This window comes from Ensifer sp. EB106-03-01-XG145, assembly GCF_058792075.1.
In genome coordinates this window covers 178224-203306 of the sequence record NZ_JBYTEC010000011.1, presented here as the reverse complement: position 1 = coordinate 203306, position 25083 = coordinate 178224, and the positions used below count along the sequence as shown (strand labels likewise).

Here is a 25083-nt window from a genome sequence, read left to right as displayed (position 1 = left end):
GCGATCGCTCCGGAAACGTCCGGACGTTCGAAATGCACTGGTCGGGAACTGGAGGAGACGGTTTCCCGGTCACTGTCGTTCGGCTGCGTCGTGGTGACGCCGCCAAGGGAGGAAAGATGTTTGAACGACTATTCAAGCTGAAAGAGCATCAGACGACGGCGCGCACCGAGGTGATCGCCGGTATCACGACATTCCTGACGATGTCCTACATCATCTTCGTCAACCCCGACATCCTGTCGAGCACGGGCATGGATAGGGATGCCGTCTTCGTCGCAACCTGTATCGCCGCCGCACTCGGCTCCGCCGTCATGGCGCTCGTCGCCAACTGGCCGATCGGCATGGCGCCCGGCATGGGCCTCAACGCCTTCTTCGCCTTCACCGTCGTCGCTGCCCTCGGCTTCACCTGGCAACAGGCGCTGGGCGCGGTCTTCATCTCGGGTGTGATCTTCCTGATCCTCACCGTAACCGGGGTGCGAAGCTGGCTGATTGCGGGCATTCCGCATTCGCTGAGAAGCGCGATTGCCACCGGTATCGGCCTCTTCCTCGGCATCATCGCCTTGAAGAACGCCGGTATCGTCGTCGACAATCCGGCAACGCTCGTCGGCCTCGGCGATCTCAAACAGACCGGTCCGCTTCTCGCCATCCTCGGCTTCTTCGTGATAGCCGTGCTCGATGCGCTGAAGGTTCGCGGCTCGATCCTGATCGGCATCCTGGTCGTCACGGTACTGTCGATGATCCTTGGCGTCAGTGAGTTCAAGGGCATCGTCTCGGCGCCGCCGAGCATTGCTCCGACCTTCCTGCAGCTCGACATCATGGGCGCTCTGCATGGAGGCCTGCTGCACGTCATTCTCGTCTTCGTGCTCGTGGAAGTCTTCGACGCCACCGGCACGCTGATCGGTGTCGCCAAGCGCGCCAAGCTGGTCGAAGAGGGCAAGCCGAACCGTCTCGGCCGCGCGCTTCTCGCCGACAGCACCGCGATCGTCGCCGGCTCGCTGATCGGCACCAGCAGCACCACCGCCTATGTCGAAAGCGCCTCGGGCGTTCAGGCCGGCGGCCGCACGGGTCTGACCGCGCTCACCGTCTGCGTGCTGTTCCTGGCAGCGCTGTTCTTCTCGCCGCTGGCAGCGGCCGTCCCGTCCTATGCGACGGCTCCGGCTCTGCTCTATGTCGCCGGCCTGATGATGCGCGAACTGACGGAAGTCGACTGGGACGACCTGACGGAAGCGGCACCGGCTGCGCTCACGGCGCTTGCCATGCCCTTCACCTACTCGATCGCCAACGGCCTCGCCTTCGGCTTCGTGAGCTACGTCGTGTTGAAGGTCTGCACCGGAAAGTGGAGCGTCATCCACCCGGCCACCCAGATCGTTGCCGCCCTGTTCATCGTGCGCTTCGCGTTCTTTGCCGAGTAATACGAAATTTGGCCGGGGCATCGTCGCCTCGGCCAATCAGAACTTCCCCGTAAGTGTTGGCCGGAGCAACGAAAATGTTGCCCCGGCCTTCTTCTGATCTCAGTATTGCCCGGTCGGCAGATGCACCACCAGGCCATCCAGATCGGCCGAGACCGTTATCTGACAGCTCAGGCGGCTGCGCTCGTTGGGATTGACCACGCACTCGATCATGTCCTGCTCCTGGAAATCGGGTGCCGGCAATCGTTCGGCCCATTCGCCGTCGATGTAACAGTGGCAGGTGCCGCAGGCGCAGGAACCGCCGCATTCGGCGGCAATGGCATCGATGCCGTTCTGCACCGCCGCGGACATCAGCGATTGGCCGACCTCCGCCTGCACTTCTTTGGTCGTGCCGTCCGCGTCGATGAAGACGATCTTGGGCATGGGTATTCTCCGGTTCTTAGAATGTCGGTTTCAGTGCGGGTCAGGCTTGCCGGATGGCAATCTTCAGCCGCTTGGGGCCGCGCACCGAAAGGCCGCGCTTGTATTCCGGTTCCCGGTCCACGAGTTCGATGGTCGGGAAGCGGCGAAGCAGGGTGCTGAAGATGATATCCATGTCGAGCCGCGCGAGGTGGTTGCCGAGACAGAAGTGCACGCCGCCGCCGAAGGCGAGGTGGCGGTTGGGCGTGCGGCCGATATCGAAGGTGTCGGCGTTCTCGAATTGCTTGGGGTCGCGGTTGGCCGCACCGTAAAGCAGGCCGAACTTGATGCCGCGCTCGAAGCGCCGGCCGCAGATCTCGACGTCCTCGACGCAATGGCGGTGGAAGAAGGGAAGCGGGGATTCGTACCGGAACATCTCCTGGACACCGGTCTGGATCAGGCCGGGTTCGTTCCTCAGCCGCGCCATCTGCTCGGGAAAGCGCAAGAGCGCATGCATGCCGCTGCCGAGCACGTCGATCGTCGAGCCGTGGCCCGCCATGAGGATCAGCATGCAGGTGGAGATGAATTCGTCGAAGTTCATTGCGCCGGAGCGCTCAGCCTCGATCAGCACCGAGATGAGATCATCTTTCGGCGCGCGCTCGCGCTCGGCCTTCAGCGCCGTCAGATACTCGTAGAACTCGGTGGTGTTGTCTTCGGCGATCTTCTTGCGCGCGTCGGAACGGTCGACGTCGAAGAACTGCACGATGTTTTCCGACCAGATGCGGAGCTGCGGACAGTCTTCGTCCGGCACGCCGAGCAGGCGGCCGATGATATGGCCGGGAACGTGGGCGGCGAGGTCATCGACGAAATCGATCTCGCCGCGATCGGCGAGGCTGTCAATCAGGCGGTCGACATAGGCCTGGATCTGGTCGCGCAGCTTGGCGATCATGGCCGGCGTGAACAGCTTGAACACCTGCTTGCGCAGCCGGTCGTGCACGGCGCCGTCGCTGTCGAGCAGGCTGAACTGGACGAAGCGCTCGTGGTGAGGCATGTCATGCCAGTTGGCGGCGCGCTGCAGTTTCGCAAGCTCCTTGGTGGTCGCAATGTCCTCGAGCGAGCGCACCATGCGCTTGTCCATGACGATCGCCGAGACATCCTCGAAGCGTGAAGCCAGCCAGATGTCGAGGTCCGGGAAGTAATGCAGCCCTTCCTTGTCACGCAAGGCGCGGTAGGTCGGGTAGGGATCGCGGGCAAAATCCGGGGACAACGGCGCGAAGGTCAGCTTTGCGGCTTCGCCGTTCGGCGTGGCTTCGGTCATGGGCAATACTCCGTGCATAAAGCTGCATGATAGCGTCGCCACGGTCTCGTCGGGAATGGTACGCTGTCGCAAGATGATGGACAAAACTCGCATTGACTGTCAAAAAACGCGGATGCTGTCTGAAAACGAAGAGATCTATTTCCATACGCCGGCCAAATTTGCCGATGCGTTTCCCTATCTGGCGCTGGTCGCCGGAAGCCGGACCGCCCATCCTGAGGAAGCGTCGATCCGCAAGCGGTTCCACCAGCATGTCTTTGTCTACACCACCGGCGGCCGCGGGCTGATAGAGGTGCGCGGTCAACGGTTCCTGGCCGAAACGGGCAATGTCGCCTGGCTCGATACCGCGCAGGCCTATGCGCACAGCTGCGCGCCCGACAGCGAAAACTGGCGCTATCTCTGGATGGGGATCGAGGGGCACGGTCTCGATGCGCTCTACCAGTTCCTGGGTGTCCAGCAGTCGCCATTGTTCGCGCCGAGGGATACGCAGGCGGCACGCGCTGCCTTTGAGGCCGTGAGCGGGTTTCTTGCGGAACGCTCGCCTGCGACCGATGCCTTGGCGAGTGCGGCTATCTCCGGGCTGATCGTGGACATGATCGGTCCGCGTCTGACCGGCAGTGAGCCGGGCGAGGATGCACCGGGCGAGGATCGTTTGTTGGCTGTTCTTTCAGGGATGCGTGACGATCTCGCCCGCGCCTGGACGATCGATGATCTCGCGGCCCTAGCGCGGCTTAGCCAGTCGCAACTCTTTCGCCGCTTTCGCGATATGGTGGGCACGACGCCGATGGACTGGCTGCGCCACGAGCGCATCAACCAGGCGAAGCGCCTGCTGGTCGGCCGCGATGCGAAGGTTTCCGCGGTGGCGGCTATATGCGGCTACCCGGATCCCTATCATTTCTCGCGCGATTTCCGCCGGGTGACGGGATACACGCCGACGAAGTTCCGTCGGGATGGCGGCTACTGATGTCGATTGATGGGCATCAGGCAAACAGTTGACGCACCGTGACCCACGCACCGATGACCCGGTCAGTTGACCGGGCCATTCGTTCATTCATACAATCAGGAACGGCTCCTTGAAGAAGTGTTCCTCCAGATTAACGCCTTCGCCGCCGCGGTCGACAACCGCGAAATCCGAGACATCTTCGAGTGGTGTCAGGATGCCGTGCCAGACATTGCGGGCGATGTTCACGCCTTGGCCCGGTGTGGTCTTGAAGGCGATCGGTTCACTCGGGCCTTCGTCGGTTTCCCGGGAGACGACGACGAGGAACGGATTGTCGCTCAAGGGAATGAAAGCCTGGCTGCCGAGCGGATGTCGCTCGACCATGGTGAGCTTGAGCGGCAGCGGATAGGGTTCGCCGCGCACCAGGCTGATCATCGGCCGGGCCTTCTCGCCCGTCGTTTCGATCTTGGCTAGATCGTGATAGCGGGTGCATTTGCCGCCGTTAATGGGGAAGTTGTGGGCGTTCTCCGTTTCGATTACGTCGCCGTAGGGCGCAAAGGCCTCCCGGGTCAGTGGCTGTATGACGATCTCCTTCATGCGACGCTCCTCCGTGCAATGTTGATCGATGGCAGCAATTCCGGGGAAAGCGCTTCCCTGGAACTTGCGGTTCAGGTCCGATCATTTCGTTTCCTCTGCGAAACGATCTAGGGGCTGCCGGCTTTCGCAATACGCCCGAAGACACGCAGCCGGCTGATGCCGCCATCGGGGAAGATGTTGAAACGCACATGGGTTACAGGGCCCGGCGCTTTGAACTCGTTTGCTCCGTAGGTGTGCAGGCTGTCGGCCGAGAGCTTCTGCTGCGGCAGAACCTCGCGCCAGAACATCGACGATGCGGTGATCGAGGCAGCCAGCTCGCACGTGGCTGCGCTGAGGTCGGCTGCCTGCAGCGAGCAGGCATCCGGGTAGTTTCCCTTGAAGTGGGCGGTGTCGACCACGATCCGCTCGACCGCACCGCGCGCGGCAAGTTTCACCACGATCCAGTCGTTGCCGGGCTCGCGCCGGCGGCGCGTCTCCCAGCCGTCGCCCATGTTGATGCCGCGTCCGGGCGCAAGCAGCCGCTGGTGGCCGTAGTGCCCGTTCGAATACGCGATGATGCGGCCGCCGAGCAGCGATGAGGCGAGATCGACTGCCGTGTCGCCGATCGCCGCCCGGTCCAGGGCGGGCGTGCCGTAAACCTTGAGGCGGGCGATGCCGCCATCGGGATAGATGCGCAGGCGGACATGGCTCCAGACCGCTTCCGACCTGGCCTCGAAATGATGAAGCGCACTCGGCCCGAGCGGCCGCGCGCAGACAAGTTCCGTCCAGGCCGTCCGCTCATCCGGTCCATCGGGCGCCAGACAGGCGTCGATGGCGCAGGCGCTCGGATAGTTGCCGGTGAAATGCGCCGTATCGACCTCGAAGCCGCGGATACGACCGTTTGCGGCAAGCGCGATGATGGCATGATCGTTGCCGGGGCCGCGGCGACGCCGCGTCTCCCAGCCGTCCATCCACTTGCCGTTCTCGTCATAGACACCGGGATGATAGACCGGCGGCGCGTCCTGAAGCATGCGCTCGAGCGGCGCGAAGAACTCGTCGGTTGCGAAGACCGGCCTCGCGCCGAGAGCCGCGGAGGCGAGGTTGATCGCGTTTAGCGCGAATTCGGGCGGGCTCACGCCGTCGGTCGTCATCGCGAGGCCCTCAGCTCGGCAACATGTCCTTGAGGCGCAGATAGGCGATCCGCTCCACCTGCCGGCACGCCGTCTCGAATTCCGTCTCGCGGTCGTTTTCGACCCGGCTTTCGAAGGCCGCAAGGATTTCGCCCTTGGTGCGTCCCTTGACCGCCAGGATGAAGGGGAAGCCGAACTTCTCGACATAAGCCGTGTTGAGCGTGGTGAAGCGCTCGCGCTCTGCGTCGGTCAGCGCATCGAGCCCGGCGGATGCCTGTTCGTTGGTCGAGCTTTCGGTGAGGCGTTTCGCCTGCGCCAGCTTGCCGGCGAGATCCGGGTGGGCGATCAGAACGGCAAGCCGCTCCTCTGCAGAGGCTTCGCGGAAAACGGCGGAGAGTGCGGCCGCAAGGCCGATCGCCGTGTCGTTGGCGGGCGAAAGCTCGCCCTGGAAGGCGCGCTTGGCGATCCACTTCGAATGTTCGAAGACGCCGCCGAAGCGGGTGACAAACTCTTCTTCAGAAAGCCGCGACGGGCGATCGTCCCAGGCCTTGAAGGGATAGGCCTCGGCCCAGTAGCAGGCGATATCGACGCGCTTTGCGAGCCAGACCTTCTCGTGGCTCTGCACGTAGTCGAGGAAGCGGGCAAGTGCTGCGGCGCGGCCGGGGCGGCCGACGAGGCGGCAGTGCAGTCCGATGCTCAACATCTTCGGCGCGCCGGCCGCTCCTTCTGCGTAAAGAACGTCGAAGCTGTCCTTGAGGTAGCTGAAGAACTGGTCGCCGCTGTTGAAACCCTGCGGCGTCGCAAAACGCATGTCGTTGCTGTCGAGCGTATAGGGGATGACCAGTTGATGGCGCCCGGCATGTTCATGCCAGTAGGGCAGGTCGTCGGCATAGGCGTCGGACACGTAGTCAAAGCCGCCGGCTTCCGTCACGAGGTCGAGCGTGTTGTCCGAACAGCGGCCGGTGTACCAGCCACGTGGGCGCTCTCCGGTAACGATGGTATGCAGGCGGATCGCCTCGGCGATTTCCTGGCGCTCGCGCTCCGGTGCGAAATCCTTGTGTTCGATCCATTTCAGGCCGTGCGAGGCGATTTCCCAGCCGGCATCCTGCATGGCGGCGACCTGCTCGGGCGAGCGCTTCAACGCGGTGGCGACGCCATAGACCGTCGCCGGCACGCCGCGTTCGGTGAACATGCGGTGCAGCCGCCAAAAGCCGGCACGCGCGCCATATTCGTAGATCGATTCCATGTTCCAGTGGCGCTGGCCCTGCCAGGCCTGCGCGCCGACGATTTCCGACAGGAATGCTTCGGAGGCCGCGTCGCCATGCAGCACGCAGTTCTCTCCGCCTTCCTCGTAGTTGATGACGAATTGTACGGCGATGCGCGCGCCGTCGGGCCATGTGACCTTGAAGTTCGGGCCGTGGCCGTGAAGATCGCGGGGGTATCTCATCAAAGCAGCTCCTCCAGACATTTTCGTCTCTGCAGCAAATTTCTAGCCGCATTTGTTTCGAGCCATTCCCCCCAAAAATTTTGAAAGTCTCGAATGATCCGCTCGCTACCAAGCGGGTCGGAATGCCGGAATACTGCGAGGTGGAAAGCTGACTTCGGGAGGAGCGAAAAGAATGCAATCTCATGGTGGAAACGCCGGTCGCCTGACGACGCACGTGTTGGATACGGCAAGCGGCAAGCCAGCCGAGGGGCTGCGCATCGAGCTCTACCGGGTCGAGGGCGAGCGCCAGACGCACATCAAATCTGTCAGGACCAACGACGACGGCCGCTGCGACGAGCCGCTCTTGAGCGGCGAACGGATGCAGACGGGCACCTACGAACTGCATTTCCATGCCGGCGACTATCTCGGCGGTCAGAGCAAGCGCGGCGTGAACCCGTTCCTCGACGTGATCCCGATCCGCTTCGGCATCGATAACCAGGGCGCCCACTACCACGTGCCGCTGCTGCTTTCGCCCTATGGCTACTCCACCTACCGCGGGAGCTAAGCGATGACGATCCAGATCCGCAACACCATTCGTTTCCTCTTGAACCACCGCCTGGTGGAGCTCGCGGACGTCTCACCGGTCGAGACCCTGCTCGATTTCCTGCGCATCGACCGCAATCTGAAGGGCACCAAGGAAGGCTGCGCCGAGGGCGACTGCGGTGCCTGCACGGTGCTCGTCGGACGCTTGCTCGACGGCAAGCTCAAGTATGAATCCGTCAATGCCTGCATCCGTTTCGTCGGCTCGCTCGACGGCTGTCATATCGTCACGGTGGATTCGCTGGCACAACCAACTGGTCCGCTGCATCCGGTGCAACAGGCGATGGTCGACACCCACGCTTCGCAGTGCGGCTTCTGCACGCCGGGCTTCGTGATGTCGCTCTATGGCCTCTGGATGGAAAACCCGAAGCCGTCCATCGCCGAAATCGAAAAGGCGCTGCAGGGCAATCTTTGTCGCTGCACCGGCTATGCCGCGATTATCCGCGCCGCCGAAGCGATCTCGACGATCGGCGACGTCGGCAAGGATCCGCTGGTCGCCGAACGCGATCGGATCGCCAAAGAATTGGCTGCCCTGCAGGATGGCCGCCGCGTCGAGATCGGCACTGAGTTGGAGCGCTTCATCCTGCCGGGTTCGGTCGATGATTTCGCCGCTGTGTTCGAAGCGAACCCCAAGGCGACGATCGTTGCCGGTTCGACCGATGTCGGGCTCTGGGTAACGAAGTTCATGCGCGACATCTCGCCCGTCATTCACCTGACCCATCTCGAAGAGCTGCGCCGGATCACGGTCGATGCGGATGGCGTTACCCTTGGCGCCGGCGTCAGCTATACCGAGGCCTATCCCGTCATCGCCGAGCACTTCCCGGAGCTGACGGAGCTCTGGGATCGCATCGGGGGCCAGCAGGTGCGCAACATGGGCACCGTCGGCGGCAACATCGCCAACGGTTCGCCGATCGGCGACACGCCGCCGGCCCTGATCGCGCTCGGCGCGTCGATCACGCTGCGCAAGGGCGCTCGCCGTCGTACCGTCGCGCTCGAGGATTTCTTCATCACCTATGGCAAACAGGACCGTGAGCCCGGCGAATTCGTAGAAGCCGTGCGCATCCCGTTCGTCTCGGATAATGCCCGTGTCGCTGCCTACAAGGTGACGAAGCGTCTGGACGAGGACATCACCGCCGTCTGCGGCGGCTTCTGCATCGCCTTCGACGCCGGTCGGGTCACCGAAGTGATCATCGCATTCGGCGGCATGGCCGGCACACCGAAGCGCGCCGCCAATGTCGAGGCTGCACTTAAGGGCGCGGAGTGGAACGAGGACACGATCGAGCGCGCGGTCGCCGCTTTCGATGAGGATTTCACGCCGCTCACGGACTGGCGCGCTTCGGCGGAGTACCGCCAACTGGTGGCGAAGAACCTGCTTCGCCGCTTCTATCTCGAAACGCAGTCGAGCGGCCAGATCCGCCTCGATCGCACCATTGCTGTCGCGGTTTAAGGGAGGAAGCCATGAACGTGATGCAGCCCATCGACCGCATCCGCGGCGGCGTGCACGAAAACGAACGGCACGAATCCGGCCACAAGCATGTGTCGGGTACGGCCGAATATATCGACGACATTCCGGAACCCCAGGGCACGCTGCACGGCTATCTCGGCCTGTCGCAGCGGGCGCATGCTGATATCCTCTCGACCGACTTCGAAGCGGTAAATAGCAGCGAAGGCGTGATCGGCGTGCTGACGGCGGCCGACATTCCCGGCGAAAACGACATCAGCCCGGCCCACAAGCACGATGAGCCGATCTTCGTCACCGACAAGGTGGAGTTCTACGGCCAGCCGATCTTTGCCGTCATCGCCACCTCCCGTGAGGCGGCCCGCCGCGCGGCGGCCAAGGTCAAGATCGAGTACCGCGACCTGCCGCATGTGACCGACGTGCTGGAAGCGGCGGCCGCCAACTATCCGCTGGTCATCGATCCGCTCAAGCTCGAGCGGGGCGACATCGAAGCCGGCTTCGCCAAGGCGAAGAACATCCTCGAAGGCGAGATGCGTATCGGCGGCCAGGATCACTTCTATCTGGAAGGGCAGATCTCTTTCGCCATCCCCGGCGAGGACGACGAAGTTCTCGTCTACTCTTCGACGCAGCATCCGGCTGAGACGCAGCACATGGTTGCGACCGTTCTCGGCGTGCCGTCGAATGCGGTGACCGTCAACGTGCGCCGCATGGGCGGTGGTTTCGGCGGCAAGGAAACCCAGGCCAACATTTTTGCGGCCGTCGCGGCCGTTGCCGCCAAGAAATACCGCTGCCCGGTCAAGGTCCGGCCCGACCGCGACGACGACATGTGCGCGACCGGCAAGCGCCACGACTTCCATGTGGACTACAAGCTCGGCTTCGACGATGAAGGTCGTATCGAGGCGGTGGACGCTGTCTTTTCGGCGCGCTGCGGCTATTCGGCCGATCTCTCCGGTCCGGTCACCGACCGCGCACTGTTCCACGCCGACAATTGCTACTTCTATCCGAACGTGCGCCTGCGCTCGCGGCCGCTGAAGACCAATACCGTTTCCAACACTGCATTCCGCGGTTTCGGCGGTCCGCAGGGCATGGTCGGCGGCGAACGCATGATCGAGGAGATCGCCTATGCCGTCGGCAAGGATCCGCTCGAAATCCGCAAGCTGAACTTCTACGGCGGCGAGGGGCGAAACCTCACGCCCTATCACCAGACCGTGGAAGACAACATCATCGGCCGGATCATCGAGGAACTGGAAACCTCGGCCGACTATGCCAAGCGTCGTGAGGCGGTGATCGCCTTCAACCGCGAAAACCATGTGGTCAAGCGCGGCATCGCGCTGACACCGGTGAAGTTCGGCATCTCCTTCACCAAGACCGAATATAACCAGGCCGGCGCGCTGGTGCACGTCTATACGGATGGCTCGATCCATCTGAACCACGGCGGCACCGAGATGGGGCAGGGGCTCTACACCAAGGTCGCCCAGGTGGTCGCCGACGAGTTCCAGGTGAACCTCGACCGGATCAAGGTGACGGCGACCACGACCGGCAAGGTGCCGAACACGTCGGCGACGGCTGCCTCCTCCGGTTCCGACCTCAACGGCATGGCGGCCGCCAACGCCGCCCAGCAGATCAAGGAGAGGCTCGTGCGCTTTGCCGCCGAGCGCTGGAACGTTGCTGAGGCCGACGTCGCTTTCGAGCCGAACACGGTTCGCATCGGCGCCGAACGCCTTGGTTTCAACGAGTTCATCAAGATCGCCTATGGCGCCCGCATCCAGCTTTCGGCTGCCGGTTTCTACAAGACGCCGAAGATCCACTGGAACCGCGCGGAAGGCCGGGGCCGGCCGTTCTTCTACTATGCCTATGGCGCCTCTTGCTCCGAAGTCAGCGTCGACACACTGACTGGCGAATACCAGGTGGATCGCACCGACATCCTGCACGACGTCGGCCGGTCGCTGAACCCGGCGCTCGACCTCGGCCAGGTGGAGGGCGCCTTTGTTCAGGGCATGGGCTGGCTGACGACGGAAGAACTCTGGTGGGATGCCAAGGGTCGGCTGCGCACGCACGCGCCTTCGACCTACAAGATCCCGCTTGCGTCGGATCGGCCACGCGTCTTCAACACACGGCTTGCCGAATGGTCGGTCAACCGTGAGGAAACCATCCGCCGTTCGAAGGCGGTCGGGGAACCGCCGTTCATGCTCGGCATTTCCGTTCTGGAGGCCTTGTCGATGGCGGCGGCCAGTGTTGCGGAGTATCGTATAGCACCGCGCCTTGATGCGCCGGCGACGCCGGAACGGGTGTTGATGGCGATCGAGCGGCTGCGGGCGGCCGCGAGGCAGAAAGGGTAACAGGGGCTGATTGTCATGGTGGCGAGCCGCGAGGATATCAGGGACTTTCTCCGACGCGAGCCGGATTGCGTGCTTGTGGAAGTGACGGGTGCGGCCGGCTCGACGCCGCGCGACACCGATGCCTGGATGCTCGTCGCCACCGATAGCCTCTTCGGCACGATCGGCGGCGGCCAGCTCGAATACATGGCGATCGACCATGGCCGGCGGGCGCTGAAGCGCGGCGACGCGCTGGAGGCAATGACCATCCCGCTTGGTCCGGAGATCGGCCAGTGTTGCGGCGGGCGCGTGGCGCTCGACTTCACACGCATCGATCGGGAGAAAGCCGCCATGCTGATTGAACGCAGCGACCTGGAAATCGCCAGCCGGCCGCATGTCTATGTCTTCGGCGCCGGCCATGTCGGCGATGCGCTGGCCATGGCGCTGTCCCTGGTTCCGGTCCGCACCGTGCTCGTCGATACCCGCGAGAACGAGCTTTCGGCTGTCGCCGACATTCCCGGCATCGAGACCTGCCTGACGGCCATGCCGGAGGCGGTCGTGCGCGACGCGCCTCCCGGCAGCGCCTTCGTGATCCTGACGCACGACCACGCGCTCGACTTCCTGATCGCCGCCGAGGCGCTTCGCCGCGACGACGCATCCTATGTCGGCATGATCGGCTCGAAGACGAAACGCGGGACCTTCAAGAACTGGTTGTCGCGTGAGATCGGCCGCCCGGATCTTTTCGACCGGCTCGTCTGCCCGATCGGCGGCACGACGGTTAAGGACAAGCGGCCGGCCGTCATCGCAGCGCTTGCCGCCGCGGAAGTCATGGCGGCGGCGCTGAATTTCCGGCAGCCGGCCCAACCCGATAGCCCGCGTCGTCCGGCTGTCGCGAAGTTTGCACGCTAACGGCTCAGGCGCTATTGCCCTGGTGTATCGCACCGTTCAGGTGAAGCGCAAAGCCGCGCGCGTCTGCGGCTTCGATATCCGGACGCAGTTCAAGGGTCGGGATCAGGTAGTCGCCGCCATTCTGCCGGCGATAGGGAATAGGCGGCGTGGTTGTTAGCGTGCGCATCCTTTGCCTCAGCCGCTCGGCCGTCGCTTCGAAACCGGCTTCGTCAAGACCGTCGACCCGGTAGGCGACAAAAGGCGGAAGTACATCGTAGCCGGGATAATAGAGCACGCCGTGATTGATCGGGAAAAGTAGGTCGTCGATCGGTCCATTGACACCGCGTGGGGAATAGTGCTCCTCCCAACCGCCAGTCGTCACCACCAGCATGGCGCGTTTTCCTGCGAGCGTTCCCTCGCCGAACCGCTTGCCCCAGTATTTGTCGCTGTGTTCGCCGACGCCATAGGCGAAGCCGTAGGCATAGACGCGATCGACCCAGCCTTTCAGGATCGCCGGCATCGAGTACCACCACAGCGGAAACTGCAGGATAAGGGTATCGGCCCATAGCAGCTTTTCCTGCTCGGCCCTGACATCAGCGGTCAGGGTATTGGTCGCGAAGGCTTCCTTCGAGGCACGGCTTGGCTTGAACCGGGCATCCGGAATGAGCGCGGGGAAGTCGGAGCGGTCGATCTCGGATTTCCATCCCTCGGCATAGAGGTCCGTGACGCGCACCTCGTGTCCCTCGGCTTCCAACGCCTTGACGGCGACATCGCGCAGCGTCCCGTTCAGCGAACGCGGTTCGGGATGGGCATAGACAAGCAGAACTTTCATGGTCGGCAATCCTTCAGTCGTGAACTGAGACTTTAGGTAGACCGCCGTTTGTTCATGCGGTAGATATCCAATATGGATATGATTATGCCGAAAAATGGATAAATCGGATGTGACGCTGGAACGCATGCGGAGCTTCGTGCGCGTCGCCGAGCGCGGCAGCCTGTCGGCCGTCGCCCGCGAACTCGGCATCGGTCAGTCGAGCGTTACGCGACATCTGCGGGAGCTGGAGGAAGCCGTCGGCGTGCCCCTGCTCAGCCGCACCACCCGGCGCGTCACGTTGACCGACGAAGGCAGTCGTTACTATGCCAACAGCATCCAGATCCTACGCTTAGTCGACCAGGCAGGCGACGAGGCGCGCAGCACCCGCGGCGCCTCGGCCGGGATCATCCGGGTGTCCTGCACCGCCGCCTTCGGTGTCCTGCACGCAACCCACCTGATCTTCGCCTTTCAGGATCGTTATCCTGATATCGAGGTCGATCTCAGTCTGACCGACGAGCGGATCGATCTGGTGCGGGAAGGGGTCGATATCGCGCTGCGTCTCGGGCCGCTCACTGACAGCTCCATGAAGCTCCGGGTGCTTGGCGAAAGCCGCCGTCTGTTCGTCGCTGCCCCTTCCTACCTGGAGGCACGTGGGTGCCCGGCTGCCCCGCGCGACCTCGCTGCCCATGAGGGAATCCGCATGTCGAACGTCGCAGGCAGCGACGTGATCTCGCTGGAAGGAGCAGAGGGCCGCAGCCACGCGGTACCCTTTGGCGGGCGTTTCCTCGTCGACCACGGGCTTGCCGCCCGAGAGGCGCTTGTCGCCGGACGCGGCATCGCACCGACACACCAATGGCTCGTCGACGATCTGCTGGCGAGTGGTCGGCTCGTGCCGATCCTGCCGGGCTACAGGTTGCCTTCGGTTCCACTCAGCCTGCTGATCGTGCCCGAGCGCGCAGGCATCGCCCGGGTTCGCTTGCTGGTCGACTTTTTCGTCGAGCAGGTCGGCGGTATTGCCGGTATTGAGAAGACGAGAGGCTAGAGCATCCCGCTTTCAAGTGGAATTACTGAAAGCGGACAAGATGCTCGAGAATCAAAGTGCTGGAGCGTCCTTGGTGCGTTCGTCTGAACGCACGGCGCTCCAGACGCTACTCCAGCATCTTGCCGATCAAGCGCTGACAGCGCTCGGCCATGTAGTCGATCATCAGCCTGACCTTCGGATCCTGGAAGCGCTTGTGTGGATAGATCGCCGCCAACTGCACGCTGAGCGGCGGCGTGTCGACCAGGATCGGCACCAGCGCGCCGGAATTGATGTGGCTTTTCACCTCGAAGAGAGGCTTGTTGATGATGCCGCGGCCGTCGAGCGCCCATTGGGTGAGCACGTCGCCGTCGTCCGAATCGTAAGGGCCGGTCACCTCGAGTTTGCGCATGCCTTCCATGGTCTGGAGCGTCCAGAAATACTCCTTCGAACCGGGGTAGCGCAGCAGCAGACAGTCGTGTTTGTCAGCGATCAGCGCGTCAGGCGTTTGGGGCACGCCGCGCTTCTCGAAATAGTCGGGCGACCCGCAGACCACGCGCTCGCAATTCATGATGCCACGCATGCGCAGGTTCGAATCTTCGAGGATGCCGAGCTTGAACGCGACGTCGACGCCTTCCGAGAGGATATCGACATTGTGGTCCGACAGACGAAGCCGCACTTCGATGTCGGGATACTTGTCATGGAATTCGGGAATGCCCGATGCAATCAGGCGCCGACCTATCCCCAAGGGAGCGGTAATCTTCAGCGCCCCCTTCGGATTGCGGGATAGATCGGCGATCGCGTTTTCGGCCTCGTTGACCGCTTCGAGGATCTTCACCGCGCCATCGTAAAAGACGCGGCCATGCTCCGTCGGGGTCAGCTTGCGCGTCGTCCGGTTGAACAGGCGAACGCCCATATGGCGTTCCAACTCTTTGATTCTATTGCTTGCAACCGCCGGCGTCACGCGCTGGTCGCGACCGGCCGCCGATAGGGTTCCAAGCTCTACGACGCGCACGAAGACGCGCACATTGTCCAGATAAGACATGCCTCCGTCCCACTCCTCCGGCTTCTCTCTAGCCTATCCATTGCGTCGCTATTTTATAGATTTTTTTGAAAGTGTTGGTGAAGCAGCGACGTTCCCGCGACCTCCAGCAATGACACATAATGGTCCGAGGAGAAATGGGAGAATTCCATGTACGAGTATGCCATAGCCTGGGATTGGCTCACCTTTGCCATGAGATGGCTGCACGTCATCACGGGTATCGCGTGGATCGGTTCGTCATTTTATTTCGTTGCACTTGACCTTGGCCTGAAGAAGCGACCGGATCTGCCGGTCGGTGCCTATGGCGAAGAGTGGCAGGTGCACGGCGGCGGCTTTTACCACATCCAGAAGTATCTGGTGGCGCCGGCCAACATGCCGGAGCACCTGATCTGGTTCAAATGGGAATCCTACGTCACCTGGCTTTCAGGCTTCGGCATGCTGTGCATGGTCTACTATGCCGGTGCCGACCTCTACCTGATCGATCCGCACGTGCTCGATGTTTCTAAGCCGGTGGCGATCGCCATCTCACTGGGCTCGATCGCCTTCGGCTGGCTCGCCTATGACACGATCTGCAAGTCGCCCTTCGGCCGCGACAACACCAGGCTGATGGTGCTTCTGTACTTCATCCTCGTCGGCATGGCCTGGGGTTACACGCAGCTCTTCACCGGCCGCGCCGCCTTCCTGCATCTCGGCGCATTTACCGCGACGATCATGTCGGCCAACGTGTTCTTCATCATCATTCCGAACCAGAAGGTTGTCGTCGGCGACCTGATCGCGGGCCGCACGCCGGATCCCAAGTACGGCGTGATCGCCAAGCAGCGCTCAACCCACAACAACTACCTGACGCTGCCAGTTTTGTTCCTGATGCTGTCGAACCACTACCCGCTGGCCTTTGGCACCCAGTTCAACTGGATCATCGCCTCGCTGGTGTTTCTGATGGGCGTCACCATCCGCCACTGGTTCAACACCCGCCACGCCGACAAGGGCAATCCGACCTGGACCTGGCTCGTCACCGCGCTGCTCTTCGTCGCGATCATGTGGCTGTCGACCGTGCCGAAGGTGCTTGCCGGCGGTGGCGAGGAAAAGATCTCCGCCGCGCAGCAGCCCTTCGTGACGGCGGAAGCCTTTCCGAAGGTCCGCGACACCGTGCTTGGCCGCTGTTCCATGTGCCATGCCAAGGAACCGGGCTGGGAAGGATTGGTCGTGCCGCCGAAGGGCGTGACGCTCGAAACCGACACCGAGATCGCAAACCACGCGCGTGAAATCTATCTGCAGGCCGGCCGTTCGCATGCGATGCCGCCCGCCAACGTCACCGGCGTATCGGACGAGGAGCGGCAGTTGCTCGTCGCCTGGTACGAATCCGTCGTGAATGGAGGAAAGACCCAATGACCGATTTGCTGATCCGCGGCCGCGTTCTGACCTTTGTCGACGAGCCCAAGGACATCGACGATACCGCCTCCTATCGCTACTTCGAGGACGGCGCCGTGCTGGTGCGGGGCGGCAAGGTTGCCGATATCGGCGAGCATGCCGAAGTCGCCCGCCGCGCCGGCGCCGGCGTCAAGGTCGCGGACCACCGCCCCAATCTGGTGTTGCCTGGCCTGATCGACACGCACCTGCATTTCCCGCAGACGCAGGCGATCGCCTCCTACGGCGCGCAGCTTCTCGAATGGCTGAATACCTACATCTTCGTCGAGGAGCAGAAGTTCCGGAAGCCGGAACATGCCGACTACATCGCCGGCCGTTTCATGGACGAGCTTCTGTCCAACGGCACGACGACGGCCGTCGCCTATTGCTCGGTGCACCCGGAAAGCGTCGACGCCTATTTCAGCGCCGCGGAAGCCCGCGGCATGCTGATGATCGGCGGCAAGGTGATGATGGACCGCAATGCGCCCGACGCGCTGCGCGATACGCCGCAACTGGGCTATGACGAGACCAAGGCGCTGATCGCCAAGTGGCACGGCCGCGGCCGTGCGCATTACGCCATCAGCCCGCGCTTTGCCATCACTTCGACCCCGGAACAGATGGAGATGAGCCGCACGCTCGTGGCCGAGCACCCGGAGTGCTACGTCCAGACGCATCTTTCCGAGAACAAGGACGAGATCGCCTTCGCGACCTCGCTCTATCCGGAGGCCAAGGACTACACCGATATCTACGCGCGCTACGACCTTCTGACACGCAAGACCTTGCTCGGCCACTGCATTTATTTGAGCGATCGCGAGATCTCGGTTCTCGCCGAGACAGGCGCGGTCGGCACCTTCTGCCCGACCTCGAACCTGTTCCTCGGCTCCGGTCTCTTTGACAGGGATCGCTTCGACAAGCTCGGCGCGCGCTGGTCGGTCGCGACCGACGTCGGCGCCGGAACGAGCTTCTCGATGCTGGAGACGATGGACGAGGCCTATAAGGTGTTGCACCTGCAGGGCCAGCGGCTGACACCGTTCAACTCCTTCTACCGTATGACGCTCGGCAACGCCCGGGCGCTGGACCTCGACGACCGCATAGGCTCGCTGCATATCGGCGCCGATGCCGATATCGTGGTGCTGGACAGTCGCGCAAAGCCGTCGATGGAGCTGCGCATGCGGGTCGCCGGTTCGCTGGCGGAAGAGCTCTTCATCCTGCAGACAATGGGCGACGACCGGTCGGTGGCCGAAACCTATGTCGGCGGCAAGCCGATGAAGGGTGTTGCGACCGCGGCCAAGCATACCGCGAACGCGGTGACGAGAAACTTCGAGACCGCATAGGGGCGGACGCCGACTGCGCCTCATTCGCCGCCGGCCGGACACCGATTGGTGCTCAAAGCAGAATCTCCCAGCGCCGCGCGTCTTGATCGATGCGCGGCGCTTTCGTCTGGGCCGTTACAGGTCTTCCGGCCGTTTGCCACCCATTGCCCTCGTCAGGGCGTCGGCGCGTTCGCGCACGATGGGGCCGAAGGTCGAAAGCTTCTGGTCGCTGACGCGGACGGACGGGCCGGAGATCGAAATGCCGGCGATGGTTTCGCCATATTCGTTGAAGATTGGTGCTGCGACACAGCGCATGCCGAGCGTGTGCTCCTCGTCGTCGACGGACCAGCCGCGGTGGCGGATTTCCTGGATGTCCTTGAGCAGCGCCGGCAGCGTGTCGCGGGTCTTGTCGGTGAAATGCGCGAGTTCGCGGCCACCGAGCAGCTGGGCGATCTCCTTGTCCGACCAGGTCGAAAGGATCGCCTTGCCGATGCCGGAGGCATGAACCGGACCGCGGCGGCCGGGGCGGAAGAAGGCGCGCATCGGCGCGTGGCTTTCGACCTGCGAGATGAAGACGACGTCGCCGCCTTCCTCGATGCCGATATTCGCCGTCTCGCCGCTTTCCTCCATGAGGCCCTTGAGGAAGGGGCGGCTGATCGTTCCGAGCTTGCGGAAGCGCAGATAGGCGTTGCCGATCTCGAACGCCTTGAGGCCGACGGTCCAGGCGCCGGTGTCCGGGTCGTTCATCACCATGCCGTGGCCGGCCAGTGTCGTCAGCAGGCGATGCACTGTGGATGGCGCCATGCCTGTTTGGTCGGCAAGCTGGGTCAAGGTCGAGCCGTCCTCCTGGGCGACGACCGTCAGAAGAGCAAGGCTGCGATCGAGCACCTGTACGGATGACGGTGCTGCATTCTCGCCCGCCTTGCGTCCGCGTTTTCCCCTGCCGTTGCCGTCCATCGAAGCCTCTCTGCAAATCACGTCTCTCGCCATCATCCTCTATCAGGCCACGGAGGGATTTTCTCCGAATTGTTGAAAATCTTTATTTCCACATGATGGAAATGATTTCCATTTATGTGTTGCGTATCGAGAATTATGGATTATGTTTTCAGGAAATAGGAGGAGTTCCCATGGCTAAGATGCGTGCCGTTGACGCGGCTGTTTATGTTCTGGAGAAGGAAGGCATCGACTGTGCCTTCGGCGTACCTGGCGCCGCCATCAACCCGTTCTATTCGGCTCTGAAGGCTCGCGGTTCCGTCCGCCACATTCTCGCCCGCCACGTCGAGGGTGCCTCGCATATGGCCGAAGGTTATACCCGCGCCAAGCATGGCAATATCGGCGTCTGCATCGGTACGTCGGGCCCGGCCGGCACCGACATGATCACCGGCCTCTATTCGGCTTCGGCGGATTCGATCCCGATCCTCTGCATCACTGGGCAGGCGCCGCGCGCCCGGCTCGACAAGGAAGACTTCCAGGCTGTCGATATTGCGAAGATCGCCGCACCCGTAACCAAGTGGGCGGTTACCGTCATGGAGCCCGCGCTGGTTCCCTTCGTCTTCCAGAAGGCTTTCCACATCATGCGCTCCGGCCGTCCCGGCCCGGTGCTGATCGACCTGCCGGTCGACGTCCAGCTCGCCGAGATCGAGTTCGATCCGGACACCTATCAGCCGCTTGAGCCCTATAAGCCGAAGGCGACGCGTGCCCAGGCCGAGAAGGCCCTGGCCATGCTGAACGAGGCGGAGCGTCCGCTGATCGTCGCCGGCGGCGGCATCATCAACGCCGACGCCTCGGACCTCTTGACCGAATTCGCCGAGATCACCGGCATTCCTGTCATCCCGACGCTGATGGGCTGGGGCACGATCCCCGACGACCATCCGCTGATGGCCGGCATGTGCGGCCTGCAGACCTCGCACCGCTACGGCAACGCCAGCATGCTCGCTTCCGACTTCGTTCTCGGTGTCGGCAACCGTTGGGCCAACCGCCACACCGGCAACGTTCCGACCTATACGGAAGGCCGCAAGTTCGTTCACGTCGATATCGAGCCGACCCAGATCGGTCGTGTCTTCGCGCCTGATTTCGGTATCGTCTCGGATGCCGGCGCTGCGCTGAAACTCTTCCTCGACGTCGCGACGGAGTGGAAGACGGCCGGCAAGCTGCGCGATTGGTCCGCCTGGGCGGAAGAGTGCCGCGAGCGCAAGCGCACCATGCTGCGCAAGACGCACTTCGACCAGACGCCGCTCAAGCCCCAGCGCGTTTACGAGGAGATGAACAAGGCCTTCGGCCGTGACACCTGCTACGTCTCCACCATCGGTCTCAGCCAGATCGCCGGTGCGCAGTTCCTGCACGTCTACAAGCCGCGCAACTGGATCAACTGCGGCCAGGCCGGCCCGCTCGGCTGGACTTTGCCAGCGGCTCTCGGCGTTCGCGCCGCTGATCCGGACCGGCCGATCGTTGCGCTTTCCGGCGACTACGACTTCCAGTTCCTGATCGAGGAACTGGCCGTCGGCGCTCAGCACAAGCTGCCCTATCTGCATGTCGTCGTGAACAATTCCTACCTCGGCCTCATCCGCCAGGCGCAGCGCGGCTTCAACATGGACTTCGAGGTCAGCCTTGCCTTCGACAACATCAATGCCTCGGGCGATGCGGAGAAGGGGTACGGCGTCGACCACGTCGCGGTTGCCGAGGGCCTCGGCTGCAAGGCGATCCGGGTGCGCAGCCCGAACGAGTTCCAGGAGGCCTTTGATCGGGCACGGGCGCTGATGGACGAGCACCAGGTTCCTGTTGTCATCGAGTTCATCCTCGAGCGCGTCACCAACATCTCCATGGGCGCGGACATCAACGCCGTCGTCGAGTTCGAGGAACTGGCGATCCGCGGTGAAGACGTACCGACGGCGATCACCGCTCTGCTCGACTGAAGCCCGCCTGACTGAGGTGTGGGCGGTCCGCCGCCCGCATCCCGCTCCAAAGATGAATACAAGGAGGAAGCATCGCATGGCGAAGTTCGCTGCGAACCTGACAATGCTGTTCAACGAGGCGCCGTTCCTCGATCGTTTCGCCCTTGCTGCCAAGGCCGGCTTCGAAGGCGTGGAATATCTGTTTCCCTACGAATTCGAGAAGGTGAGCCTGCGCGCCGAGCTTCAGCGCCACGGCCTGACCCAGGTTCTGCACAACCTGCCGGCTGGCGATTGGGCCCGCGGCGAACGCGGCATCGCCATCCTGCCTGACCGGGTTGACGAATTCCGCAAGGGTGTCGCAAGCGCCATCGACTACGCGACGGCGCTCGACTGCAAGCAGGTCAACTGCCTGGTCGGTATCGCACCGGATGGCGTGTCCGACAGCATCCTGCGCACGACGCTGGTTGCGAACCTGAAGCTCGCCGCGGCTGAACTCGGCAAGCATGGCATTCGCCTGCTGATCGAGCCGATCAACCGCTTCGACATTCCGGGCTTCTACCTGAACACGGTGGGGCAGGCCGCTTCGATCATCGAGGAAGTCGGCAGCGACAATCTCTTCATCCAGTACGATCTTTACCACCAGCAGCGCACAGAGGGTGAACTGGTCGGTACCTACAAGCGCTTTGCCAACCGCATCGCCCACGTTCAGCTTGCCGATAATCCCGGCCGCAACGAGCCGGGCACCGGCGAGATCAACTATCCCTTCGTTTTCGACGCGCTGGAAGAGGCCGGCTATGACGGCTGGATCGGTTGCGAATACAAGCCGCGCACCACCACGGCCGATGGCCTTGACTGGCTCGGCACCGAGCGCCAGCGCACCCAATCCGCAGACATCATCAAGATCAGGAGCTAAGCACCATGGCAACAATCGGTTTCATTGGACTGGGTATCATGGGCACGCCGATGGCGCGCCACCTGCAGGATGCCGGCCACACCATCGTCACCTCGAAGTTCGTCATTCCGCCGCGCCAGGAACTGCTCGACAACGGCCTCAAGTTCGTCGATACGCCGAAGGCGCTCGCCGAGACTGTCGACACGATCATCCTGATGCTGCCGGACACGCCTGAGGTGAAGGACGTCCTCTTCGGCGAAAACGGCGTTGCTTACGGCCTTTCCAAGGGCAAGCTCGTCATCGACATGAGCTCGATCTCGCCGATCGAGACGAAGGAATTCGCCAAGAAGGTTCGCGAAACCGGCGCCGAATATATCGACGCTCCGGTCTCCGGCGGTGAAGTCGGCGCCAAGAACGCCTCGCTCTCGATCATGGCCGGCGGCGCCCAGGAAAGCTTCGACCGCGCCCTGCCGCTCCTGCAGCTGATGGGCAAGAACATCACCCTCGTTGGTGACTGCGGCGATGGCCAGGTCACCAAGGTTGCCAACCAGATCATCGTCGCGCTGACGATCGAAGCGGTTTCGGAAGCGCTCGTCTTCGCGTCCAAGGCTGGTGCCGACCCGGCACGTGTTCGCGAGGCGCTGATGGGCGGCTTTGCTTCCTCGCGCATTCTCGAGGTACACGGCGAGCGCATGATCAAGCGCACCTTCGACCCGGGCTTCCGCATCTCGCTGCACCAGAAGGACCTGAACCTGGCTCTCCAGGGCGCAAAGTCGCTCGGCATCTCGCTGCCAAACACGGCAGCCACGCAGGAGCTCTTCAACAACTGCGCCGCCAACGGCGACAGCGGTCTTGACCACTCCGGTCTCGTGCGCGCGCTGGAGCGCATGGCGAACCACCAGGTCGCCTAGCGCAATTCCCGGAAAAGTGTGAAGCGGCTTTCTGTTCGGAATTGCGCCGCTTCAAAAGCGCAAGGCATGAAATGCACATGATCCGTCCGGCAACCCATTGTGCGGGCCGGTCATGTGTCCGGGCGGCGGTTGGAGGAACCGCCGCCCGAGACATCATCAGGCAATTCCAGGAAAAGTGTGAAGCGGTTTTCCGCCCGGAAATTGCGTAAGTGCTCTAAGGGGAGACAAATGCCAGCCATCACCGACCCACGCCGCTTCCTGGAAACCCTGTTCACCTCGGCCGTTGCCGCGGCTGACCCGGAAAAGGTGATTGCGGCCAATCTGCCGGAGCGGCCGAAGGGGCGCACGGTGGTCGTCGGCGCCGGCAAGGGCGCGGCGCAGATGGCGGCCGCCTTCGAGCGCCATTGGGGTGGCCCGCTTTCTGGCGTGGTCGTCACCCGCTATGGCTACGCTGCCCCTTGCGAGAAGATCGAGGTGCTTGAAGCGTCGCACCCGCTCCCCGATGAGAACGGTTTACTTGCCTCGAAGCGGTTGCTCACGGAAGTCAGCGGGCTGACGGAGGACGACCTCGTCGTGGCGCTCGTCTGCGGCGGTGGCTCGGCGCTTCTGCCTTCGCCTCCGCCCGGCCTGGCGCTGGAAGACGAGATTGCCGTCAACCGGGCACTGCTTGCCTCCGGTGCGCCGATCAGCGCCATGAACGCCGTGCGCAAGCACGTCTCGATGATCAAGGGCGGCAGGCTTGCCGCCGCCGCCTATCCGGCAAAGGTCGTCTCGCTGATCGTCTCCGATATTCCAGGCGACGATCCGGCGCTGGTCGCTTCCGGCCCCACGCTTGCCGATGCGAGCACTCGCGAGGATGCGCTGACGCTCATCGAGCGCTACAGCCTGGATTTGCCGGCCAATGTCATGGCTTGGATAAAAAGCCCGAATAGCGTCGCGCCGTCGCCTGACGATCTGCGCTTTGCCCGAAACGAAGTCCGGCTCATCGCGTCCGCGTCGGTCTCGCTCGAGGCTGCGGCTACCGAGGCGCGTGCCGCGGGCATTGAAGCGATCATTCTTTCCGATGCGATCGAGGGCGAGGCGCGCGATGTTGGCGGCGTGCATGCGGCGATCGCCCGTGAGGTTGCCGGTCGCGGCCGTCCGTTCGCCAAGCCTGTCGTCGTACTCTCGGGTGGAGAGACGACGGTGACGATCCGCGGGAAGGGCAAGGGCGGCCGCAACAGCGAGTTTCTGCTGGCGCTGGCGCTCGGCATCGATGGCGCCAAGGGTGTCTCGGCGCTCGCCGCCGACACCGACGGCATCGACGGGTCGGAGGACAATGCCGGCGCCTTTGCCGATGATACGACCATCGCCCGGCTCGTCGCCCAACGGCTCGATGCGGCAGCGCTGCTGCAGAAGAACGACAGCTGGACGGCGTTTAACGCGCTCGGCGATCTCTTCAAGCCGGGGCCGACCGGCACCAATGTGAATGATTTCCGCGCCATCCTGGTGCAGTGAAACGGGCGTGTGCGTAGCCAGCCACTGTTCGCGTTAGGCGAAGTGGCAGCTCACCGAGCCATACGCGCCGAAATCCGCGACGATCGTGTCGCCGCTCTTGGCCTCGAGCGTGCGGATGAAAGAGCCTGAGAGGACGATCTGACCGGGCTCGATTGCATCGCCGCATTGCGCAAGCCGGTTGGCAAGCCAGGCGATGCCGCGGGCCGGATGGTTGAGGACGCCGGCCGCAAGCCCCGTCTCCTCGATCACCGCATTGCGCGAGACGATAGCGCCCATCCAGCGCATGTCGACCCTATCCGGACGTACGGCGCGACCGCCGAGGATGAGGCCGCCATTGGCGGCATTGTCAGAGATCGCATCGACGAGGGTTCGCGCCTTCTTGCTTTTCGGATCCGTGCGGACGATGCGGCTGTCGAGGATTTCCAGCGCCGGCATCACATAGTCCGTGGCGTTCAGCACCTGGACGATATTGACGCGCGGACCCTTCAGTCCGGCCTTCATCACGAAGGCGATCTCGGCTTCGACCCGTGGTTGAATGAAGCGGTCGGCCGGAATGCTTGCGCCATCATCGAACAGCATGTTGTCGAAGAGTACGCCGGAATCCGGCGTGTCGATGCCGAGTGCCTGCTGCATGGCGTTGGACGTCAGGCCGATTTTCCAGCCGATGATGCGGTGGCCGTCGTCGCGCTTGCGCCTGACCAAGGCCGCCTGGATCGCATAGGCGTCGTCGACAGTCATGTCGGGATGTTTGAGCGACAGAAGCCCGATCTGTTTTCGATCCTGCTCTGCCTGATGCAGGCTTTCGGCAGCCTTGGCGATCTCGGTTGCATTCAGCATGGTCCGGCCCCTC

The 25083-nt window shown here is 63.1% G+C and carries 22 protein-coding genes; 13 read left to right on the top strand and 9 right to left on the bottom strand.

The annotated features are described in order from the left end of the window. Positions 1-116 precede the first annotated feature (116 nt). The gene (locus tag AC3WWH_RS24100; RefSeq protein WP_057249228.1) at positions 117-1409 is read left to right on the top strand and encodes an NCS2 family permease; all 1293 of its coding nucleotides are present in this window, start codon (positions 117-119) and stop codon (positions 1407-1409) included. 99 nt (positions 1410-1508) lie between these two features. On the opposite strand, the gene AC3WWH_RS24095 is transcribed toward AC3WWH_RS24100, so the two are convergent. Together AC3WWH_RS24095 and AC3WWH_RS24090 are read right to left on the bottom strand one after the other, a co-directional pair. After that, entirely contained in the window at positions 1509-1829 is a 321-nt protein-coding gene (locus tag AC3WWH_RS24095) for a 2Fe-2S iron-sulfur cluster-binding protein (protein ID WP_058322544.1), read from the bottom strand. Between the two features lie 40 nt (positions 1830-1869). Beyond that, positions 1870-3123, bottom strand: coding sequence for a cytochrome P450 (locus AC3WWH_RS24090; RefSeq protein ID WP_058322543.1), 1254 nt, complete (start codon positions 3121-3123; stop codon positions 1870-1872). Between AC3WWH_RS24090 and AC3WWH_RS24085 the strand changes: the two genes are divergently transcribed. After that, on the top strand, positions 3110-4084 hold the full coding sequence (locus tag AC3WWH_RS24085) for a helix-turn-helix transcriptional regulator (protein WP_492377296.1): 975 nt from the start codon (positions 3110-3112) through the stop codon (positions 4082-4084). The two genes, AC3WWH_RS24090 and AC3WWH_RS24085, sit on opposite strands and share 14 nt — an antisense overlap. An 87-nt stretch (positions 4085-4171) precedes the next feature. Here AC3WWH_RS24085 and AC3WWH_RS24080 read toward each other — a convergent pair whose 3' ends face one another. From AC3WWH_RS24080 to puuE, 3 genes are all read right to left on the bottom strand, one after another. Next, positions 4172-4657, bottom strand: a complete 486-nt coding sequence (locus AC3WWH_RS24080) for an ureidoglycolate lyase (protein WP_057249225.1) — start codon at positions 4655-4657, stop codon at positions 4172-4174. 107 nt (positions 4658-4764) lie between these two features. Further along, positions 4765-5787 carry an allantoicase gene (gene alc, locus AC3WWH_RS24075; protein ID WP_058322542.1) on the bottom strand — a complete coding sequence of 341 codons (1023 nt, stop codon included), beginning with the start codon at positions 5785-5787 and terminating at the stop codon, positions 4765-4767. Positions 5788-5797: 10 nt separating this feature from the next. Beyond that, positions 5798-7213 carry an allantoinase PuuE gene (puuE, locus tag AC3WWH_RS24070; protein ID WP_058322541.1) on the bottom strand — a complete coding sequence of 472 codons (1416 nt, stop codon included), beginning with the start codon at positions 7211-7213 and terminating at the stop codon, positions 5798-5800. Positions 7214-7385: 172 nt separating this feature from the next. Here puuE and uraH point away from each other — a divergent pair, with 172 nt between their 5' ends. Genes uraH through xdhC form a run of 4 tightly spaced genes read left to right on the top strand, consistent with a single transcriptional unit; the run spans position 7386 to position 12475 of the window. After that, complete coding sequence (gene uraH, locus AC3WWH_RS24065) at positions 7386-7757, top strand: hydroxyisourate hydrolase (RefSeq protein WP_058322540.1); 372 nt, start codon at positions 7386-7388, stop codon at positions 7755-7757. Positions 7758-7760: 3 nt separating this feature from the next. Continuing rightward, positions 7761-9239 (top strand): xanthine dehydrogenase small subunit, encoded by a 1479-nt coding sequence (gene xdhA, locus AC3WWH_RS24060; RefSeq protein ID WP_113398824.1) that lies wholly within the window; start codon positions 7761-7763, stop codon positions 9237-9239. An 11-nt stretch (positions 9240-9250) separates the two neighbouring features. Further along, entirely contained in the window at positions 9251-11590 is a 2340-nt protein-coding gene (xdhB, locus tag AC3WWH_RS24055; protein WP_058322538.1) for a xanthine dehydrogenase molybdopterin binding subunit, read from the top strand. Positions 11591-11608: 18 nt separating this feature from the next. Beyond that, positions 11609-12475 (top strand): xanthine dehydrogenase accessory protein XdhC, encoded by an 867-nt coding sequence (xdhC, locus tag AC3WWH_RS24050; protein WP_058322584.1) that lies wholly within the window; start codon positions 11609-11611, stop codon positions 12473-12475. A 4-nt stretch (positions 12476-12479) separates the two neighbouring features. Here xdhC and AC3WWH_RS24045 read toward each other — a convergent pair whose 3' ends face one another. Then, the gene (locus AC3WWH_RS24045) at positions 12480-13286 is read right to left on the bottom strand and encodes an NAD(P)H-dependent oxidoreductase (protein ID WP_058322537.1); all 807 of its coding nucleotides are present in this window, start codon (positions 13284-13286) and stop codon (positions 12480-12482) included. A gap of 94 nt (positions 13287-13380) precedes the next feature. Between AC3WWH_RS24045 and AC3WWH_RS24040 the strand changes: the two genes are divergently transcribed. Next, on the top strand, positions 13381-14307 hold the full coding sequence (locus tag AC3WWH_RS24040; RefSeq protein ID WP_058322536.1) for a LysR family transcriptional regulator: 927 nt from the start codon (positions 13381-13383) through the stop codon (positions 14305-14307). Between the two features lie 106 nt (positions 14308-14413). Here the strand turns inward: AC3WWH_RS24040 and AC3WWH_RS24035 are convergent, their stop codons facing one another. Further along, on the bottom strand, positions 14414-15328 hold the full coding sequence (locus AC3WWH_RS24035; RefSeq protein ID WP_058322535.1) for a LysR family transcriptional regulator: 915 nt from the start codon (positions 15326-15328) through the stop codon (positions 14414-14416). A gap of 147 nt (positions 15329-15475) precedes the next feature. Here AC3WWH_RS24035 and AC3WWH_RS24030 point away from each other — a divergent pair, with 147 nt between their 5' ends. Continuing rightward, entirely contained in the window at positions 15476-16714 is a 1239-nt protein-coding gene (locus AC3WWH_RS24030) for a urate hydroxylase PuuD (RefSeq protein WP_113398823.1), read from the top strand. Beyond that, complete coding sequence (gene guaD, locus AC3WWH_RS24025) at positions 16711-18063, top strand: guanine deaminase (protein ID WP_113398822.1); 1353 nt, start codon at positions 16711-16713, stop codon at positions 18061-18063. Before AC3WWH_RS24030 ends, guaD begins: the two co-directional genes overlap by 4 nt. A 114-nt stretch (positions 18064-18177) precedes the next feature. Here guaD and AC3WWH_RS24020 read toward each other — a convergent pair whose 3' ends face one another. Beyond that, a complete protein-coding gene (locus AC3WWH_RS24020) occupies positions 18178-18999 on the bottom strand; it encodes an IclR family transcriptional regulator (RefSeq protein WP_058322583.1) in 822 nt (273 codons plus the stop codon). A gap of 170 nt (positions 19000-19169) precedes the next feature. On the opposite strand from AC3WWH_RS24020, the gene gcl reads away from it, so the two are divergent. The 4 genes from gcl (at position 19170) to AC3WWH_RS24000 (ending at position 24233) form a co-directional block, all read left to right on the top strand. Beyond that, positions 19170-20954, top strand: a complete 1785-nt coding sequence (gene gcl, locus AC3WWH_RS24015) for a glyoxylate carboligase (RefSeq protein WP_058322533.1) — start codon at positions 19170-19172, stop codon at positions 20952-20954. Positions 20955-21030: 76 nt separating this feature from the next. Continuing rightward, the gene (hyi, locus tag AC3WWH_RS24010; protein WP_058322532.1) at positions 21031-21846 is read left to right on the top strand and encodes a hydroxypyruvate isomerase; all 816 of its coding nucleotides are present in this window, start codon (positions 21031-21033) and stop codon (positions 21844-21846) included. A gap of 5 nt (positions 21847-21851) precedes the next feature. Beyond that, positions 21852-22736 (top strand): 2-hydroxy-3-oxopropionate reductase, encoded by an 885-nt coding sequence (glxR, locus tag AC3WWH_RS24005; protein WP_058322531.1) that lies wholly within the window; start codon positions 21852-21854, stop codon positions 22734-22736. Between the two features lie 228 nt (positions 22737-22964). Continuing rightward, positions 22965-24233: a glycerate kinase type-2 family protein gene (locus tag AC3WWH_RS24000; protein WP_058322530.1), complete on the top strand. Its 1269-nt coding sequence runs from the start codon at positions 22965-22967 to the stop codon at positions 24231-24233. Positions 24234-24266: 33 nt separating this feature from the next. On the opposite strand, the gene hpaH is transcribed toward AC3WWH_RS24000, so the two are convergent. Further along, a complete protein-coding gene (gene hpaH / locus AC3WWH_RS23995; RefSeq protein WP_057249209.1) occupies positions 24267-25070 on the bottom strand; it encodes a 2-oxo-hept-4-ene-1,7-dioate hydratase in 804 nt (267 codons plus the stop codon). Between the last annotated feature and the right edge of the window lie 13 nt (positions 25071-25083).

Coding starts and splice junctions, on each gene's coding strand:
- AC3WWH_RS24100 (WP_057249228.1), top strand. CDS start 117: ATGTTTGAACGACTATTCAAGCTGAAAGAGCATCAGACGACGGCGCGC.
- AC3WWH_RS24095 (WP_058322544.1), bottom strand. CDS start 1,829: ATGCCCAAGATCGTCTTCATCGACGCGGACGGCACGACCAAAGAAGTG.
- AC3WWH_RS24090 (WP_058322543.1), bottom strand. CDS start 3,123: ATGACCGAAGCCACGCCGAACGGCGAAGCCGCAAAGCTGACCTTCGCG.
- AC3WWH_RS24080 (WP_057249225.1), bottom strand. CDS start 4,657: ATGAAGGAGATCGTCATACAGCCACTGACCCGGGAGGCCTTTGCGCCC.
- alc (WP_058322542.1), bottom strand. CDS start 5,787: ATGACGACCGACGGCGTGAGCCCGCCCGAATTCGCGCTAAACGCGATC.
- puuE (WP_058322541.1), bottom strand. CDS start 7,213: ATGAGATACCCCCGCGATCTTCACGGCCACGGCCCGAACTTCAAGGTC.
- uraH (WP_058322540.1), top strand. CDS start 7,386: ATGCAATCTCATGGTGGAAACGCCGGTCGCCTGACGACGCACGTGTTG.
- xdhA (WP_113398824.1), top strand. CDS start 7,761: ATGACGATCCAGATCCGCAACACCATTCGTTTCCTCTTGAACCACCGC.
- xdhB (WP_058322538.1), top strand. CDS start 9,251: ATGAACGTGATGCAGCCCATCGACCGCATCCGCGGCGGCGTGCACGAA.
- AC3WWH_RS24045 (WP_058322537.1), bottom strand. CDS start 13,286: ATGAAAGTTCTGCTTGTCTATGCCCATCCCGAACCGCGTTCGCTGAAC.
- AC3WWH_RS24040 (WP_058322536.1), top strand. CDS start 13,381: ATGGATAAATCGGATGTGACGCTGGAACGCATGCGGAGCTTCGTGCGC.
- AC3WWH_RS24035 (WP_058322535.1), bottom strand. CDS start 15,328: ATGTCTTATCTGGACAATGTGCGCGTCTTCGTGCGCGTCGTAGAGCTT.
- AC3WWH_RS24030 (WP_113398823.1), top strand. CDS start 15,476: ATGTACGAGTATGCCATAGCCTGGGATTGGCTCACCTTTGCCATGAGA.
- guaD (WP_113398822.1), top strand. CDS start 16,711: ATGACCGATTTGCTGATCCGCGGCCGCGTTCTGACCTTTGTCGACGAG.
- AC3WWH_RS24020 (WP_058322583.1), bottom strand. CDS start 18,999: ATGGACGGCAACGGCAGGGGAAAACGCGGACGCAAGGCGGGCGAGAAT.
- gcl (WP_058322533.1), top strand. CDS start 19,170: ATGGCTAAGATGCGTGCCGTTGACGCGGCTGTTTATGTTCTGGAGAAG.
- hyi (WP_058322532.1), top strand. CDS start 21,031: ATGGCGAAGTTCGCTGCGAACCTGACAATGCTGTTCAACGAGGCGCCG.
- glxR (WP_058322531.1), top strand. CDS start 21,852: ATGGCAACAATCGGTTTCATTGGACTGGGTATCATGGGCACGCCGATG.
- AC3WWH_RS24000 (WP_058322530.1), top strand. CDS start 22,965: ATGCCAGCCATCACCGACCCACGCCGCTTCCTGGAAACCCTGTTCACC.
- hpaH (WP_057249209.1), bottom strand. CDS start 25,070: ATGCTGAATGCAACCGAGATCGCCAAGGCTGCCGAAAGCCTGCATCAG.